Raw genomic sequence first — 15,423 nt, 5'->3', positions numbered from 1 at the left:
ATGATCGCTGGTGATGCGCGTCGCGCGCTGAGCGTTATGCGGCCCCGTGAGAGAGACGAGCCATACGATCGCCGAGGACAAAGCCTGCTGCACCCTGGTCACTCCGGGTCATTGCGATAATCATTGTCGCCTCCTCTCTGCATGTCGTTGCTCCAGATGAACGACAGCTTTACAGACTATGGGTATACGCTCTCCGGCCGCAAGAGCTTCGAGCAAAAAAGTTGAGAAATCTTCGAACTAGGGCCGAATGACCACGTTCTCGAAGCTCTCTCCCGCGAGTGCGTGGTCGATCTGCCGGCGCAGAAGCTTCGCCATGCGGGGCAGCATGGCAGTGGAGGCGCCGCCCACGTGCGGCGAGATCAGAACGTTGTCGAGCGTGAACAGCTCGTGGCCCTCGGGGAGCGGCTCGGGGTCGGTCACGTCGAGGCCGAAGCGGAGGCGCCCGGTTCGGGCCTCGGCGAGCATCGCATCGGTGTCGATCACGGCGCCTCGGGCGACGTTGACCACGAGTGCGTCATCGGGCAGGGCTGCGAGGAACGCAGCATCCACCATGTATGTCGTCTCGTCATTAAGCGGAACCGCGAGAACGACGATCTCGGCGTCGGGCAGCAGGGCCGGAAGCTCGTCGAATCCGTGAATGCGCCCAGCCGATGAGTCGCGCGCCGTGCGAGCCACACGCGTCACCGATGCTTCGAAACCGTCAAGACGTTCTTCGAGGGCGACGCCGATGCCGCCGTATCCGACGATGAGCACGCGGCGGTCGGCGAGGCTCGCGTAGCGTGCGGGCGCCCAGGTGCCCTGTGACGAAGCGCGTACGAAGTCGGGGATTCCGCGCTGGACTGCGAGAATGAGCGCCATGGCCAGCTCGGCCGTCGAGGCCTCGTGTACGGATGCTGCATTGGCGAAGACCCGGCCCGAGGGAAGGTACCCCGTGACGCCGTCGTACCCGATCGACTGGCTCTGCACGAGCTGCGTCGTCACGGTCTCAAGGTGCGCAAGGGGCTCGGGTCCGCCCATGTACGGTCCCACCGCAATGTCTATGTGGTCCACAGGTGCGGGCCCGTCCATGTCCCAGCGAATCATCTCGACGCCCTCGGGCACCTCCCCGACCATGGTGCGAAGAGCGTTACCGGGGGTGCTGACGACGAGGCGCTGAGACATGCTTCGAGCCTACCGGCGCGCACGTCTACGGTCGTCAGTCGTCGGTGGTGATCACGTCGCCGCTGTAGGCATCCACGGTTACTTCATAGTCTTCGCCCGAGCCGGCGTCGATGTCGAACTGCCACTGCGCGCCGTTCTGGGTTCCCTCGAGCTTCAACTCGCTGACGGTGCCCGACTGCGCATCGAGTGCCGTGGACATCGCCTCTTCCAACGGGACGAGGCCCTCGTAGTCGATCACCTCGGCCTTCTTCTCGGCCACGTCGTCGTTCTCGACGGGCTCGCCGCTGTTCGTCACGATCTCGCCGGTCTCGGCGTCGACGACAGCTGTGTGCTCGTGATCGCCAGACAGGAGTTCAACGGTGTAGGCGTAGCGATCCGTTTCCCAGCCCAGCTCGATCTCGGTGAGCTCGCCCTCGAATCCGTCTTTGGCGGTGTCGACGGCGTCGCGCCATGCTAGAGCGAACGCGGTCGTCGCGAGGGCAGCGCCCCGCTCAGTGCCGCTGCCGGTCGTGGACTCGCCGGAGCTCTGCGATGCGGTCGGTGCGGGCGGCCCGTCGTCGTTGGGATGGGGGTCGTCCGACGCCGTGCACCCGGCAAGTGTCAGGCCCAGCGCCACCGCAACGGCCGCTGCCGCCGTGATCGGTGTTCGTTGTGCTCTCATAGGGCCCACGATACGCCCGCGAAGCAGACCCCGGCACGGAGTATGAGTGGATTCTCATACGAGTCTGTGAGCTGCGCCCGCCGGTCACGGGTCGTCGCGGCGCGGTCTCGTCGTGCGGGCGACGAGGTCGCGCAGCGCCTCAAGGCTGCCGGGCAGCACCCCGAGAGCGCGGGCCTGCACGAGCACATTGCCGAGGGCCGTCGCCTCGACAGGACCCGCGAGCACCGGAAGACCAGCGCGCTGTGCCGTCAGCCGGCAGAGCAGCTCGTTCTGCGACCCGCCGCCGACCACGTGAATGACCGAGACCGGTTTGCCCGACAGTTCGGATGCGGTCAGCACGGCGTCGGCGAAAGCATCAGCGAGACTCTCAACAATGCACCGCACCATGGCCGCTCGCGATTCCGGCACCGGCAGATCGTGCTCTCGCAGCCACGCGGCAATGCGTGTCGGCATGTCGCCCGGCGGCATGAAACGCGGATCGTTCGCGTCGAAAACCGGCTGAAGGTCGGTGACCGCTCCCGCGGCATCCAGCAGCCCATTCAGCTCGATCGTCTCACCAGATTCGGCCTCCCACGCGCGCACGGACTCCGACAGCAGCCACAGCCCCATGACGTTGTGCAAGAAGCGCACGCGGCCGTCGACCCCGCCCTCGTTCGTGAAGTTCGCCTCGCGTGCGGCGTCGGAGAGCACCGGATGCTCAAGTTCGACGCCGACAAGGCCCCACGTGCCGCAGCTGATGTATGCGGCATCGGGCTCGGTCATGGGAACAGCCACCACGGCGGAGGCAGTGTCGTGCGACCCGACAGCTGTGACCGTGGCGCCGTCGAGACCCGTCGGGCTCTGCTCGGTGATGCGACCGATCGTCTCGCCCGGCCGCACGAGGGGCGGGAGGATGCTGTCCGGCAGGCCGAGCCGCTCGATCAATGACGTGTTCCACGCGCTGCCGTCGACGCGCAGCAGCCCCGTTGTCGACGCGTTCGTCGCCTCGGCGACGCGCTCTCCCGTCAGCCAGTACGCGAGCAGATCGGGAATGAGCAGCGCCTGATCGGCGAGGTGGAGCATTCCGGCGGTGTTGTCGGCGGTGAGCTGGTAGAGCGTGTTGAACGGCAGAAACTGCAGACCGTTCTCGGCATAGAGCTCGGTGAACGGCACCGCCTGGTGCACGCTGCGCACGGCAGCATCCGTTCTGCTGTCCCGGTAGTGGTACGGCACCCCGAGCAGGCGGCCATCGCGCAGCAGACCGTAGTCGACCGCCCACGCATCGATGCCGATCGAGGCGATGTCAGGGCCACCGGATGCTGTCGCTCGCCGCCGCGCCTCTCTCAACCCGTCGACCACCGCGCGGTAGAGCTCGACGACGTTCACGTGCAGACCGTCGGGCAGTACAACCGATCCTGTCGGGAACCGCGCAACGTGCTCGAGCCGCAGTTCGCCCGGGCCGACATGCCCGAGCATGACGCGTCCGCTCGACGCTCCGATGTCGACAGCGGCGACGGTCGTCGTGCTCATCGCAAGAACGCCGCTGCCACTCCCGCATCCACCGGAATGTGCAGTCCTGTCGTGTGGTCGAGGTCTGCCGTGCACAGCACGAACACGGCGTTGGCGACGTTCTCGGGCACGACCTCGCGCTTCAGAATCGTGCGCTGGGCATAGAACTTGCCGAGGTCCTCCTCCGGAATGCCGTACGTCTTGGCACGATTCGCACCCCATCCCGAGGCGAAGATGCCCGAACCGCGAACGACGCCGTCTGGATTGATGCCGTTCACCTTGATGCCGTGCTCGCCCAGTTCTGCAGCGAGCAGCCGCACCTGATGCGCCTGGTCGGCTTTCGTCGCCGAGTATGCGATGTTGTTCGGCCCGGCGAAAACCGAGTTCTTGCTCGAGATGTACACGATGTCGCCACCGAGCTTCTGGTCGATGAGCACGCGCGCGGCATTCTTCGATACGAGAAACGACCCCTTCGCCATGACATCGTGCTGCAGATCCCAGTCGCGCTCGGTCGTCTCGAGCAGCGACTTCGACAGCGACAGCCCGGCGTTGTTGACGACGATGTCGAGCCCGCCGAACGCGAGCAGCGTCTCGTCGATTGCCGCCTTCACCGCCTGCTCGTTCGAGACGTCGGCGGCGATCCCCACGGCCACGTCGGCGTTGCCGATTTCGGAGGCTGCGGCACGCGCCTTCTCGATGTCGAGGTCCGCGATCGCGACGCATGCGCCCTCGGCAGCGAGCCGCCTCGCGATCGCCTTGCCAATACCCGATGCTGCGCCCGTCACGAGCGCGATGCGCGTGGCGAGCGGCTTCGGCTTGGGCATGCGCTGCAGCTTCGCCTCTTCGAGCGTCCAGTACTCGATACGGAACTTCTCGGCCTCATCGATCGGCGCGTAGTGTGACAGCCCCTCGGCACCCCGCATGACGTTGATGGCGTTCACGTAGAACTCGCCGGCAACGCGCGCGGTCTGCTTGTCTTTGCCGTAGCTGAACATGCCGACGCCGGGCACAAGAATGATGAGCGGGTCGGCACCGCGCATCGCCGGGGAGTCGTCGGTTGCATGCCGCTCGTAGTAGGCGACGTAATCGGCACGGTACTGCTCATGCAGTTCGGGCAGGCGCTCGAGCACCTCGTCGATCGTTGCGGTGGCGGGCAGGTCGACGACGAGCGGCTTCACCTTCGTGCGCAGAAAATGGTCGGGGCAGCTGGTGCCGAGTGCGGCCAGGCGCGGGTGCTCGCTGCGCGAGAGAAAATCGAGAACGACATCAGAGTCGGTGAAGTGCCCCACCATGGGGCGATCAGCGGATGCTACGGCACGCAGCGCCGGCGCGAGAGCAGCGGCCTTTGCGCGCCGTTCCTTTTCAGGCAGTGTTTCGTAACCGGCAATGACGGTTCCGAACGGCTCCGGCTTCGAGTGCTCGGCGATGTATGCCGCCGCGGTCTCGATGATCCACAGCGAGTTCTTCTCAGCTTCGTCAGAGGTGCCGCCCCAGGCGGTGATTCCGTGCCCGCCGAGAATGCAGCCGACAGCATCCGGGTTCTCGGCTTTGATCGCCGCGATGTCGAGGCCGAGCTGAAACCCCGGGCGCCGCCACGGCACCCACACGACCCGGCGTCCGAAGATCTCGGTGGTGAGGCGCTCGCCGTCTGCCGCCGTCGCGATCGCGATGCCCGCGTCGGGATGCAGGTGGTCCACGTGCGCCGCGTCGACAAGGCCGTGCATCGCCGTGTCGATGGAAGGCGCGGCACCGCCCTTGCCGAAGAGCGTGTAGTCGAACGCGGCGACCATTTCGTCTTCGCGATCGACGCCGGGGTACACGTTCTGCAGGGCGCGCAGTCGGTCGACGCGCAGCACAGCGAGGCCCTTCTCCTGCAGTGTTCCCAGGTCTCCGCCTGAGCCCTTCACCCACATGAGCTCGACATCGTCACCTGTCACCGGGTCGGTCTCCGTGCCCTTCGCCGACGTATTGCCGCCGGCGTAGTTGGTGTTCTTGGGGTCGGCGCCGAGGCGGTTGCTGCGTTCGATCAGTGCGCTGACGGTGGGGTTGGTCATTATCTCTCCGTGTCTGAGTAGCGTTCGTGGGAGCGCGGAGCAGCGGCCTACGCGCCCCAGCCCGCCTGCGTGCCGCCGACGCGCTCGTTCTCAATGCGCTGCTGGTGTCCAGATGCCGCATAGGCGGCCATCGGGTTGGCGGGCAGTCCCCGTGACTCACGCCACTCGGCGAGGTCGCCGCGCACATCCGTGTAGAACGCGTCCATAAAGATCTCGTTCGCCCCGAGCACGTCGTGCTCGTGCTGTGCTCGGGTGAGTGCCTCGCGATCGAGAAGCAGCGCGCGCGTCGTCATCTCCTGCACGTTGAGCACCGAGCGGATCTGCCCGGGGATCTTGTCTTCGACGTTGTGGCACTGGTCGAGCATGAATGCGACGTCGGGGTTGGCATAGCCGCCGCCGCGCACGACCTCGACGAGAATGCGGAACAGCTGGAACGGGTCAGCGGCCCCCACGATGAGATCGTCATCGGCGTAGAACCGCGAGTTGAAGTCGAACGAGCCGAGCTTTCCGAGGCGCAGCAGCTGAGCCACGATGAACTCGATGTTGGTGCCCGGTGCGTGGTGGCCGGTGTCGAGGCACACCATCGCCTTGTCGCCGAGTGCGCTCACTTGAGCGTAGGAGGTGCCCCAGTCGGGAACATCGGTGTGGTAGAACGCCGGCTCGAAGAACTTGTACTCGAGCACCATGCGCTGATCATCGCCCAGACGGTCGTAGATGGTCTGCAGCGATTCGTGCAGCCAGTCCTGCCGCGAGCGGATGTCGCCCTGCCCGGGGTAGTTCGTGCCGTCGGCGAGCCAGATCTTGAGGTCGCGCGACCCGGTGGCGTTCATGACGTCGATGCAGCGGAAGTGGTGGTCGATCGCCTGCTGTCGCACGTCGGGGTCGGAGTGCGTGAGCGAGCCGAATTTATACGTGTCGTCCTGGAAGGTGTTGGAGTTCACCGTGCCGAGGGCGACACCCTGCTCGGCGGCATAGTCGCGCAGCGCGCTGTAGTCATCGACGGTGTCCCACGGAATGTGCAGGGCGACAGCGGGAGCGAGCCCGGTATAGCGGTGCACCGTGGCAGCATCCGCGATCTTCTCTTCGACGCTGCGCGGAGTGCCGGGCGTTCCGAAGACCTTGAAGCGCGTGCCCGAGTTTCCGAACGCCCACGAGGGCAGCTCGATCTTCTGCTTGGCGAGCTCGGCGACAATCGCGTCGAATCGATCTGACATTGTTCAGCTCCTTGTGTGAACGAGAGGGAGGGATGCGCCGGCGGCGGCGACCGCCGGCGCATCGTGACGACTAGAAGTCGAAGTCGTCGATGTTGTCTGCGGTGAACACGAACGGGTCGCCAAGGGTGACGACGCCGTCTGCGCCCACTTCGTACGAGGTCTTGTCGGTGCTGAGACCCTCAACCTCGAACGTGTCGCCTTCTTCGCCGGTGATGTCGCCGTCGATCATGGCCTTCGCTGCGAACGCCGCGAGAATGCCGAGGTCCTCGGGGTTCCACAGCGCGAACGACGTGACTGTGCCGTTTTCGACGTACTCACGCATGTCGTTCGGCGTGCCGAGTCCGGTCAGCGCCACCTCGCCCTTGAAGTCCGAGGTCGACAGGTAACGTGCCGCAGCGGCGATGCCGACTGTCGTGGGCGAGATGATGCCCTTGAGGTCGGGGTACGTCGAGAGCAGTGCCTCGGTCTTGTCGAACGAGGTCTGGTCGTCGTCGTTGCCATACACGGTGTCGACGAGCTCGATGTCGGGGTACTCCGAGTCGAGGTAGGTCTCCATCTCGGCGATCCAGGCGTTCTGGTTTGTCGCGTTCGCCGATGCCGACAGAATCGCGATCTGCCCTTCGCCGCCGATCTGCTCGGCGATCAGGTCGACCTGCTTCTTGGCGATCAGTTCGGCGTTCGAGGCCGAGACGTAGATGTCGCGGCACTCGGGGTCGACGTCGGAGTCGAATGTGACGACGGCGACCCCGGCGTCGCGTGCTTCGCCCAGGGCGTCGCAGAGTGCGTTCGGGTCGTTTGCCGAGAGCACGATGGCGTCGACGCTCTGCTGAGTGAGCGTGTTGATGTAGGTCACCTGACCGTCGGCGGTCGCCTCCGTCGGACCCACTTCTTTGAACGTGCCGCCGAAGCCCTCGACCGCCGACTTGCCCGCGGCATCCGATGCCTCGAAGTACGGGTTGCCGAGGCTCTTGGGCAGAAATGCGATGTCGTAGGAGGCGCCTCCGCCGTCACCGCCGCCTTCGGATCCGCCGCCGCCGGCGGAGCAGGCCGTGGCCGTGAGCGACACGCCGAGGGCAAGCGCGACGAGCGCGAGCCCAGAGCGGGAGCGTTTGCTGAACAACGTCATTGTTCGTCCTTCTTTCTGTGGTGTGTAGGGGTGGAGCAGGGTCAGGATGCCGCCGCGGCAGCGCGTCTTCGTTCGGCGAAGCCCGTGACAGCAGAGATGATCGACGGAACGATCACCGAGACGACGAGCAGAAGACCCGTCGCGACGTTGATGACGTCTGACGAGACGTCGGCCAGGCGTAGCGCGCTGCGTAGGGCTCCGATGACGAGCACGCCCGCGATGACGCCGACGAGCGATCCGCGCCCGCCGAAGATCGAGACGCCTCCGACCAGCACCGCTGCCACGACGACAAGCTCGAGGCCCATGGCATTGTCTCCTCGTGCCGAGTCGTAACGCAGCGTCCAGAAGGCCCCGGCGAGAGCCGACACGACGCCGCTCGCGACGAAGAACCAGAACTTGAGGCGACCGGCATCGATTCCCGAGAACAGCGATGCTTCTTTGTTGAGCCCGATCGCGTACGTGCTGCGGCCGATCGACGTGGCGTGCAAGAGCACGATCGCGATGATCGCGAGAACGATGAACACAATGAGGATGCCGGGGATCGCCGTTCCGCGCCCGAAAAGGCGGTCTTTCACGAGGTCGCCGAACATCTCGGGGAATCCTGTGATCGCGGTTGTGCCGAGAATGCCGACCGCGATCCCCCGGTACAGTGCGAGCGATCCGATGGTCACCGCGAGCGAAGGCAATCCGATAGTCGTGACGAGAAACCCGTTGACCGCACCTCCGGCCAGCCCGACGATGAGGGCGATCACGATTGCCACGGGAACAGGAACTCCCGCCTGAAAGAGCGCACCGATGGTCACACTCGACAGACCGACCATGCTGGCGACGGAGAGGTCGATCTCGCCCGTGATGATGATGAACGTCATCGGCAGAGCGATGAGCAGCACCGGAAAGACATCGAGAATGAGAAAGTACAGCGTGTTCGGCGTATTGAAGTTCTCAACGCTCACCGAGGCGATGATCCACACGACAACCAGCAGAGCGATGATCGCCGCCGACCGGCCGAAGAGCAGCGCTCGCAGCCGATGGGCGAGCGAGGGAGCCTCGGGCGTCGTCGTCTTCTCAAGCGTTCGCGTCATGAGCGCGCTCCTTCGCGGTCGCCGGAGGGTGTTTGTCGTTCTCGCGCGAGTGCCTTCTGGTTGCGCACGTACAGCACGCGGTCGAGAACGATCGCACCGATAATGAGCGCACCGACAACGGCCTGCTGCCAGAAGTCCTGAATGCCGACGGTCGGAAGCGCGCGGTCGATCGTCGACAGCAGCACGGCTCCCAGGGCAGCGCCGAGCACGGTTCCGCTGCCGCCGAAGATCGCGACTCCGCCGATGACGGCAGCGGCGACGGAGTCGAGTTCCATTCCAGAGCCGGCGGTCGCACTCACCGTTGCGTAGCGGGCGGCGTACATCACGCCCGCGACGCCGGACAGCGTGCCAGAGATGACGAAGGTGCTGAAGACGCGTCGAGCGACGGGAAGACCGTAGAGCTTCGCGGCATCCGGATTCGACCCAATGGCGTACAGGTCGCGACCGGACCGCGAGTAGCCGAGGTAATAGGCGAGCACGGCGAACGCCACGAGCGCGATGACGGTGAGCCACGGGATGCCGAAGAGCGAGCCCGTTCCGATCGACGTGAAGTCGCGCGGCAGATCCGAGGCGTTGATGCGCGTGGAGCCGGCCCAGGCGATATCGATGCCGCGGTAGATGTAGAGGGTGCCCAGCGTGATGACGAGGGCGGGAACCTTGGCGACGCTCACGAGCAGCCCATTGATGATGCCGAGCGCGGTGCCGAGCAGAACGCCGAGCAGAATCACGAGAATCGTGGGGGCGCCAGGCCAATCGGTGAACATGCGGCCCGTCGCGTACGCCGAGAGTCCGAGGATCGCGCTCACCGACAGGTCGATGTTGCGCGTGATGACGACGACCGCCTGCGCGATCGCGAGCAAGACGAGAATCGACGGCGTGAGAAGCAGATTGCGAAACCCGTCGGAGCCGAACGTGAAGTTCGAGTTGAAGAGGGTTGCGATGACGATCACCACGATCACCGCGAGGGCGACGCTGGTCTCGCGCCGCTTGAGGAGCGTGGTCAAGCGTGAGGTAGCGGGGCTCATGCGGCTTCTCCCGTGCGGGTCGCAGCGGTCATGACGGCTTCAGACGTGGCTTCGCTGCGGCTCAGCTCGGCCGTGATGCGGCCTTCGCGAACCACGAGGACGCGATCGCTCATGCCGAGAACTTCGGGCAGCTCTGACGAGATCATGAGGATGGCCATTCCCTGCTGAGCGAGCTCATCGAGCAGGCGATGCACTTCGGCTTTCGTTCCGACGTCGATACCGCGCGTCGGCTCATCGACGATGAGCAGGCGAGGCTTCGTCTCGAGCCACTTCGCAAGAACGACCTTCTGCTGGTTGCCGCCCGACATCGTTCCTGCCTCGCTGTCGAGATCGCCCGCTTTCACGCGCAGCCGTGCGGCGCCTTCGCGTGCGCGTTCGTACTCACGGCCGCTCGACATGAGCCCCCAGCGCGCAAGGGCTCGGCGGATGACGAGTGTCATGTTGCGAGCGACCGACATGTCGACGATGAGCCCCTGCTGCCGGCGATCCTCGGGGACAAGGCCGATTCCCGCCTTGATCGCCTTGCGTGGATTGCCCTTCGCGAGGGTGGCGCCGTCGATACGCACGACGCCGGCGCTGTAGCCGTCGATGCCGAAGACCGCTCGCGCGATCTCGCTGCGGCCCGCGCCGACGAGCCCGGCGAGTCCGACGATCTCACGTTCCCTCACGGTGAAGTTCACGTCGGAGAAGACACCAGGCGAGGTGAGGCCGTCGACCGAGAGCACGACGTTGCCTGCTTCGGTTCCCTCGGTTTTCGGGAACAGCGTGTCGACGTCGCGGCCCACCATGCTTGTGACGATCTCTGCGGGAGTGACGTCGTCGACGCGGTGCGTCGAGACGTATGCGCCGTCTCGCATGACGGTCACGGTGTCGCAGAGCTCGAAGATCTCGTCGAACCGATGCGAGATGAAGACGATTCCTCTGCCCTCATCGCGCAGCGCGCGTGCGATCGTGAAGAGGCGTGTGACCTCGACGCCGCTCAGCGCGGCTGTCGGCTCATCCATGACGAGCACTCGGGCATCGAGCGAGATGGCCTTCGCGATCTCCAGTACCTGCTGGTCGGCGATGGAGAGCCCGAGTGCGGGGCGCGTTGGATCGATCGAGACGCCGAGGCGCTCAAAGAGCTTTGTCGTCTCGGCGTTCATAACGCTGCGGTCGATGGCCCGTCCCGCTCGCACGGGCTGGCGGCCCATGAAGACGTTCTCGGCGACCGAGAGATCGGGAAAGAGGGTCGGCTCTTGGTAGATGACCGCGACGCCCGCGTTCTTGGCCTCGGCGGTCGAGGTGAAATCGACGTTCTCGCCCCCGAGAGTGACGCTTCCTGCATCACGGCGGTGCACACCGGCGATCACCTTGACGAGCGTCGACTTTCCCGCGCCGTTTTCGCCGACAAGCGCGTGGATGGAGCCGGGAAGCACGGTCAGGCTGCCGGAGTCGAGAGCGACGACGGACCCGAAGGTCTTGCGCACGTCGCGCAACTCGAGAACCGGGGAAGGGGCAGGGATCGTCATCGATCGTTCTCCTGGGATGGGAAATGAATCGTTTCAGGGGTGGGATCAGAGTAGGGTTTCCAGCATTCCGCTGTCAAGTGCCCGGGTGAACGTCGATTGGCTGAGACGATTCATGCCGCAGTGTATGCTGACCCTCAGTCGCTTTCGGGAGGTGGAATGGCCGCCAGTGTTCGAGACGTCGCCGACAGGGCGGGCGTATCGGTCGGGACCGTGTCGAACGTGCTCAATCGCCCAGAACGCGTGTCACCCACAACCGTCGAACGCGTGGCCGCGGCCATCGCGGATCTGGGCTTCGTGCGCAACGATGCCGCGCGTCAGCTTCGCGCCGGTCGCAGTCGCAGCATCGGCCTGTCGGTGCTCGACATCGGCAACCCATTCTTCACCGACATTGCGCGCGGCGCCGAGGACCGCGCACGCGATGCGAGCCTGTCCGTGCTGCTCGCGAACAGCGACGAAGACGCCGACCGCGAAGCCGCTCACCTCGATCTCTTCGCGGAGCAGCGTGTCTTCGGCATCCTGCTGACCCCCGTCGGGGCTCGGCCCGAGAGACTCGAATCGCTACGGCGGCAGGGGACACCGACCGTACTTGTCGACAGGCAGACCGACAGCGACGACTTCTCGTCTGTCGCGGTCGACGACGTGGCCGGCGGCTACATGGCCGTGAAGCACCTGCTCGACATCGGACGACGCCGCATCGTGTTCGTCGGAGGACCCGCGCGAATTCGCCAGGTGGCCGATCGCCTCGAAGGAGCGCAGAGGGCTGTCGCCGACGTTTCCGACGCGACACTCGAGGTGATTCTGCAGGACTCACTGTCGGTGCTCCAGGGACGCGCTGCAGGTGAGCGGTTGTGTTCTCGACCCGCGTCGAATCGCCCGGATGCCGTCTTTGCTGCGAACGATCTGCTGGCGATGGGCGTCTTGCAGGCATTCGCGATGCTCGGCAGCATCCGAGTCCCCGACGACGTTGCTCTGATCGGGTACGACGACATCGACTTTACGCGGGCATCGGTCGTGCCGCTGTCGTCAATCCGTCAGCCGAGCCACGAGATCGGGCACACGGCAGTGGACCTGCTGCTGCGCGAGAACGCCGAGGGACAGGACTTTCGGCACGAGCAGTACGTGTTTCAGCCTGAGCTCGTCGTGCGCGACTCGACGTCGACGTAACCGGCGGGTGATTCGCCGTCGGCGAGAGGGCCTTGACCTCGGTCGATGCGCAGCTGCTCGGCGTCATGAGCTGTGTGATCCGCCTCGACCACGCGTGCGTTACAGCTGCTGCATCGTGAAGGCGCGCGCGAGCATGCGCGCCGCCGGGCCACGGGCGAGACCGCGCACGAGGAGATTCTTGACGGGCTGAAGCGTTCCGGGGACCGGCACGCCGACACTCATGTTGAAGGCGGCTTGCGCCACTGCTCGCCGCGCCGACGGCCGGCGTTCGCTCTCCCACCGAGTGAGCGCATCGGCATCGCCGTCCAGCGCGCGCTCCACGCACGGGGCGAGTGCGACAGCATCCAGGATTCCCAGGTTCATGCCCTGCCCGCCGATCGGACTGAGCTCGTGCGCGGCATCGCCGAGGAGCACGACGCGGTCGTGGACCCACCGCTCGGCGATGTGCTGGGAGGCGACGAAGATGCTCGTCGCCTCTGCCGTCGCGGAGGGGAGCGAAATCCCGGTGCGCTCGGCGACACAGCGAGCGAGATCGCTGCCCGTAGCCGCTCTCGCGACCCAGCGTCTGCGTGATGCGGGCAGGGGAAACGACTCAACGACGCCTCCGCGGGCGAACCAGAGCGCAGCCGCATCGCCGAGGCCTCCGTCATCGTCGATGTCAGCCATGAGGTAGCGCCCGTGACCGGGCCGGCGATGCCACGTGACACCGAGGCTTGAGCGGATGCTGCTGCCGACGCCGTCTGCCGCGATCACGAGCCGCGCGCCGACGGACCCGCCGGCAAGAATGACCCGAGCGGCATGTGAGCCGGTCTCGACCGTGAGCACCGGAGCACCGCGCCGCAGGTGGCGCACGTGTGCATCGAGCTCGGCCTGAAGGGTGTGTTGCGGAAGCGTGAGGACCGGTGGGTCGAAGTGCATTGCGCCCAGGATGCTGGCACGGTCGCGCGCTTCACCGCGGGTGATCTGCCGTGCGCCGTGGAGTTCAAGTCCGAGCTGCCGCAGGGCGGCCACGGCTGGCGGATGGATGCCGACGGCGCGCGGCCGTGTCGAGATGGCTGTGCGGCGCTCGTACACTGCCGTCTCGATGCCGCGGCGCTGCAGAAGCGCGGCGATGAGTGTTCCGACCGGTCCGGCGCCCACGACGACGACGTCAGGCACTGTGCGCCTCCCGGTGCAGCAGCAGCCGGCTCGGAGCCTGGCTGTCGACGAGCCACCCCTCGGGCGATGCTGCTCGAAGCTCGGGCGCTGTATAGCTGCGTCGGATCGACAGTAGCCCGTCTTCGCGAATGAACGTGCCGGGCGTCAGGGGCGCCGCGAGGGCGCTGAACCCGAGGTAGGCGAAGCGTGATCGCTCGATATCGCTGTGAACGACGAGGCCGTCGCGCGCGCAGCATCCGAGTGTCTCGTCGAGAAAGCCGGGCAGATCAGCGATGTGGTGCAGAACGTGGTTCGAGATGACCACGTCGAACTGCTCGTCGAGGTCAGCGGCGCGCGTGCGGAGAAATCGCGCGTGAGAGCGGTGTCGCCCTGCAGCATCCTCTGCCGACTTGATCGCCACAGGATCGGGATCGACTCCGGTGACCTCGAGCGACAATCCGTCACGCCGTGCCCAGCGCTCGATCGCGCGCGTGACGTCGCCAGCACCGCAGCCCACATCGAGCAGCCGAGCGTTGCTCGACGCCGCGAGGCGCGGACGCAGGCGCTCGATATACGTGTGTCGCCACCCCGCGACGAGGCGATTGACGATGTCGAAGCGGCGGTAGGTGCGCCGCAGTCTCGCGGGGTCGCAATCGGGGTCGTCCATGCGCTCGCGCAAGGCAGAATCGCGGCGGTCAAGCTCCACCATCACTGCACCGTGAGCAGCGCGGATTCCACCGTGAGTCCCGGCCCGAACGCGAGGGCGCATACGCTGTCGCCGGCCTCGGCGTCGGCGAGAATGCGCTCGAGCACGAACAGCACGGTCGCACTGCTCATGTTGCCGAACTCGCGCAGCACGGCGCGCGACGCCGAAAGCTGGGCCGGGTCGAGCTCAAGCGCGGCCTCGACACGGTCGACGATGCTGCGGCCACCGGGATGCAGCGCCCAGTGTGTGATGTCGCGAGGCGTCGTGTCGTCGATGAGCCCGTCGAGAGCGCCCGTGATGTGTTCGCCGATGATATGCGGCACGTAACTCGACAGCACCATGAGAAAGCCCTCGTCTCCGATGGTCCAGGCCATGGCCTCTTCGCCGGTCGGCGTCACGCGCGTGTCGAACGCATCGAGGCTCGCGAGTCCCGACCCGGTGTGCACGACCGCGGCCGCCGCGCCGTCGGCGAAGAGCGACGACGCGATGATCTGGTCGGGGTCGTTCGACGCGCGCACGTGCAGCGTGCAGAGCTCGACGCTCACGACGAGCACGACGGCGTCGGGGTCGGCGGCGCACAGCTGCTGAGCGAGCCGAAGCGCGGGCATTGACGCGTAGCATCCCATGAACCCGAGGTTGTAGCGCTGCACGTTCGGTCGGAGGCCGAGCTCGCGGGCGATCAGGTAGTCAGGTCCTGGCGCGAAGAACCCCGTGCACGACACCGTGATGACGTGCGTGATCGTGTCGGTGTCGAGGTTTGCTGTGGCGTCGCGCGCGGTATCGACGAAAAGCTTTCCCGCGGCCTCGGTATACAGGTCGTTGCGCGCCTCGGTGCCAGGCGAGAGCAGCAGCCCCGCTTCGCGATCGTAGAAGACCGGATGCTCGACATCAAGCGACTCGTCGAACTCCACGATCGCCGAGCGACGCGTCTCGATGCCCGATTGATCGAAGCTCGTCGAGATCAGACGCTGGGCGAGCCTGCTGACATCGGGCTGCGAGGCGAAGACGTCTCGAACGGTCGGCTGGTGCAGGACGGTGTCGGGAGTGCGCGTGGCCAGCGAGGCAATCGAGATGGTCATAGTCGATGGTAGGCA

General features: G+C 66.0%; 13 protein-coding genes. 1 reads left to right on the top strand and 12 read right to left on the bottom strand.

Annotated elements, in window-relative coordinates:
• Positions 1–237: 237 nt before the first annotated feature.
• From ATJ78_RS01185 to ATJ78_RS01145, 9 genes are all read right to left on the bottom strand, one after another.
• Positions 238–1,161, bottom strand: a complete 924-nt coding sequence (locus ATJ78_RS01185; RefSeq protein WP_098405930.1) for a 2-hydroxyacid dehydrogenase — start codon at positions 1,159–1,161, stop codon at positions 238–240.
• Positions 1,162–1,195: 34 nt separating this feature from the next.
• Positions 1,196–1,822 carry a PepSY domain-containing protein gene (locus tag ATJ78_RS01180; RefSeq protein ID WP_098405929.1) on the bottom strand — a complete coding sequence of 209 codons (627 nt, stop codon included), beginning with the start codon at positions 1,820–1,822 and terminating at the stop codon, positions 1,196–1,198.
• An 84-nt stretch (positions 1,823–1,906) separates the two neighbouring features.
• The gene (locus ATJ78_RS01175) at positions 1,907–3,331 is read right to left on the bottom strand and encodes a rhamnulokinase (RefSeq protein ID WP_098405928.1); all 1,425 of its coding nucleotides are present in this window, start codon (positions 3,329–3,331) and stop codon (positions 1,907–1,909) included.
• A complete protein-coding gene (locus ATJ78_RS01170) occupies positions 3,328–5,364 on the bottom strand; it encodes a bifunctional aldolase/short-chain dehydrogenase (protein ID WP_098405927.1) in 2,037 nt (678 codons plus the stop codon). The genes ATJ78_RS01175 and ATJ78_RS01170 overlap by 4 nt, the downstream gene beginning before the upstream one ends.
• A 47-nt stretch (positions 5,365–5,411) precedes the next feature.
• Positions 5,412–6,578 carry an L-rhamnose isomerase gene (rhaI, locus tag ATJ78_RS01165; RefSeq protein WP_098405926.1) on the bottom strand — a complete coding sequence of 389 codons (1,167 nt, stop codon included), beginning with the start codon at positions 6,576–6,578 and terminating at the stop codon, positions 5,412–5,414.
• Between the two features lie 70 nt (positions 6,579–6,648).
• On the bottom strand, positions 6,649–7,704 hold the full coding sequence (gene rhaS, locus ATJ78_RS01160) for a rhamnose ABC transporter substrate-binding protein (RefSeq protein ID WP_098405925.1): 1,056 nt from the start codon (positions 7,702–7,704) through the stop codon (positions 6,649–6,651).
• Between the two features lie 41 nt (positions 7,705–7,745).
• Positions 7,746–8,786: an ABC transporter permease gene (locus ATJ78_RS01155; RefSeq protein WP_098405924.1), complete on the bottom strand. Its 1,041-nt coding sequence runs from the start codon at positions 8,784–8,786 to the stop codon at positions 7,746–7,748.
• On the bottom strand, positions 8,783–9,811 hold the full coding sequence (locus ATJ78_RS01150; protein WP_098405923.1) for an ABC transporter permease: 1,029 nt from the start codon (positions 9,809–9,811) through the stop codon (positions 8,783–8,785). Before ATJ78_RS01150 ends, ATJ78_RS01155 begins: the two co-directional genes overlap by 4 nt.
• On the bottom strand, positions 9,808–11,322 hold the full coding sequence (locus ATJ78_RS01145; protein ID WP_098405922.1) for a sugar ABC transporter ATP-binding protein: 1,515 nt from the start codon (positions 11,320–11,322) through the stop codon (positions 9,808–9,810). The genes ATJ78_RS01150 and ATJ78_RS01145 overlap by 4 nt, the downstream gene beginning before the upstream one ends.
• A gap of 156 nt (positions 11,323–11,478) precedes the next feature.
• Between ATJ78_RS01145 and ATJ78_RS01140 the strand changes: the two genes are divergently transcribed.
• Positions 11,479–12,486 (top strand): LacI family DNA-binding transcriptional regulator, encoded by a 1,008-nt coding sequence (locus ATJ78_RS01140; protein WP_098405921.1) that lies wholly within the window; start codon positions 11,479–11,481, stop codon positions 12,484–12,486.
• A gap of 99 nt (positions 12,487–12,585) precedes the next feature.
• Here ATJ78_RS01140 and ATJ78_RS01135 read toward each other — a convergent pair whose 3' ends face one another.
• Genes ATJ78_RS01135 through ATJ78_RS01125 form a run of 3 tightly spaced genes read right to left on the bottom strand, consistent with a single transcriptional unit; the run spans position 12,586 to position 15,408 of the window.
• Positions 12,586–13,644, bottom strand: a complete 1,059-nt coding sequence (locus ATJ78_RS01135; protein WP_169923353.1) for an FAD-dependent oxidoreductase — start codon at positions 13,642–13,644, stop codon at positions 12,586–12,588.
• Positions 13,637–14,332, bottom strand: coding sequence for a methyltransferase domain-containing protein (locus ATJ78_RS01130; protein WP_098405919.1), 696 nt, complete (start codon positions 14,330–14,332; stop codon positions 13,637–13,639). Before ATJ78_RS01130 ends, ATJ78_RS01135 begins: the two co-directional genes overlap by 8 nt.
• A complete protein-coding gene (locus tag ATJ78_RS01125) occupies positions 14,332–15,408 on the bottom strand; it encodes a type III polyketide synthase (RefSeq protein ID WP_098405918.1) in 1,077 nt (358 codons plus the stop codon). Before ATJ78_RS01125 ends, ATJ78_RS01130 begins: the two co-directional genes overlap by 1 nt.
• Between the last annotated feature and the right edge of the window lie 15 nt (positions 15,409–15,423).

Origin of the sequence: Paramicrobacterium agarici (genome assembly GCF_002563955.1) — a bacterium.
Taxonomy (GTDB): domain Bacteria; phylum Actinomycetota; class Actinomycetes; order Actinomycetales; family Microbacteriaceae; genus Paramicrobacterium; species Paramicrobacterium agarici.
Note: the sequence above shows the minus strand (reverse complement) of the source record. Positions and strands in the feature narration are given on the sequence as shown.

Bases quoted from the DNA above. Each gene is read 5' to 3' on its own strand.
- ATJ78_RS01185 (WP_098405930.1), bottom strand. From the start codon at position 1,161: ATGTCTCAGCGCCTCGTCGTCAGCACCCCCGGTAACGCTCTTCGCACC.
- ATJ78_RS01180 (WP_098405929.1), bottom strand. From the start codon at position 1,822: ATGAGAGCACAACGAACACCGATCACGGCGGCAGCGGCCGTTGCGGTG.
- ATJ78_RS01175 (WP_098405928.1), bottom strand. From the start codon at position 3,331: ATGAGCACGACGACCGTCGCCGCTGTCGACATCGGAGCGTCGAGCGGA.
- ATJ78_RS01170 (WP_098405927.1), bottom strand. From the start codon at position 5,364: ATGACCAACCCCACCGTCAGCGCACTGATCGAACGCAGCAACCGCCTC.
- rhaI (WP_098405926.1), bottom strand. From the start codon at position 6,578: ATGTCAGATCGATTCGACGCGATTGTCGCCGAGCTCGCCAAGCAGAAG.
- rhaS (WP_098405925.1), bottom strand. From the start codon at position 7,704: ATGACGTTGTTCAGCAAACGCTCCCGCTCTGGGCTCGCGCTCGTCGCG.
- ATJ78_RS01155 (WP_098405924.1), bottom strand. From the start codon at position 8,786: ATGACGCGAACGCTTGAGAAGACGACGACGCCCGAGGCTCCCTCGCTC.
- ATJ78_RS01150 (WP_098405923.1), bottom strand. From the start codon at position 9,811: ATGAGCCCCGCTACCTCACGCTTGACCACGCTCCTCAAGCGGCGCGAG.
- ATJ78_RS01145 (WP_098405922.1), bottom strand. From the start codon at position 11,322: ATGACGATCCCTGCCCCTTCCCCGGTTCTCGAGTTGCGCGACGTGCGC.
- ATJ78_RS01140 (WP_098405921.1), top strand. From the start codon at position 11,479: ATGGCCGCCAGTGTTCGAGACGTCGCCGACAGGGCGGGCGTATCGGTC.
- ATJ78_RS01130 (WP_098405919.1), bottom strand. From the start codon at position 14,332: ATGGTGGAGCTTGACCGCCGCGATTCTGCCTTGCGCGAGCGCATGGAC.
- ATJ78_RS01125 (WP_098405918.1), bottom strand. From the start codon at position 15,408: ATGACCATCTCGATTGCCTCGCTGGCCACGCGCACTCCCGACACCGTC.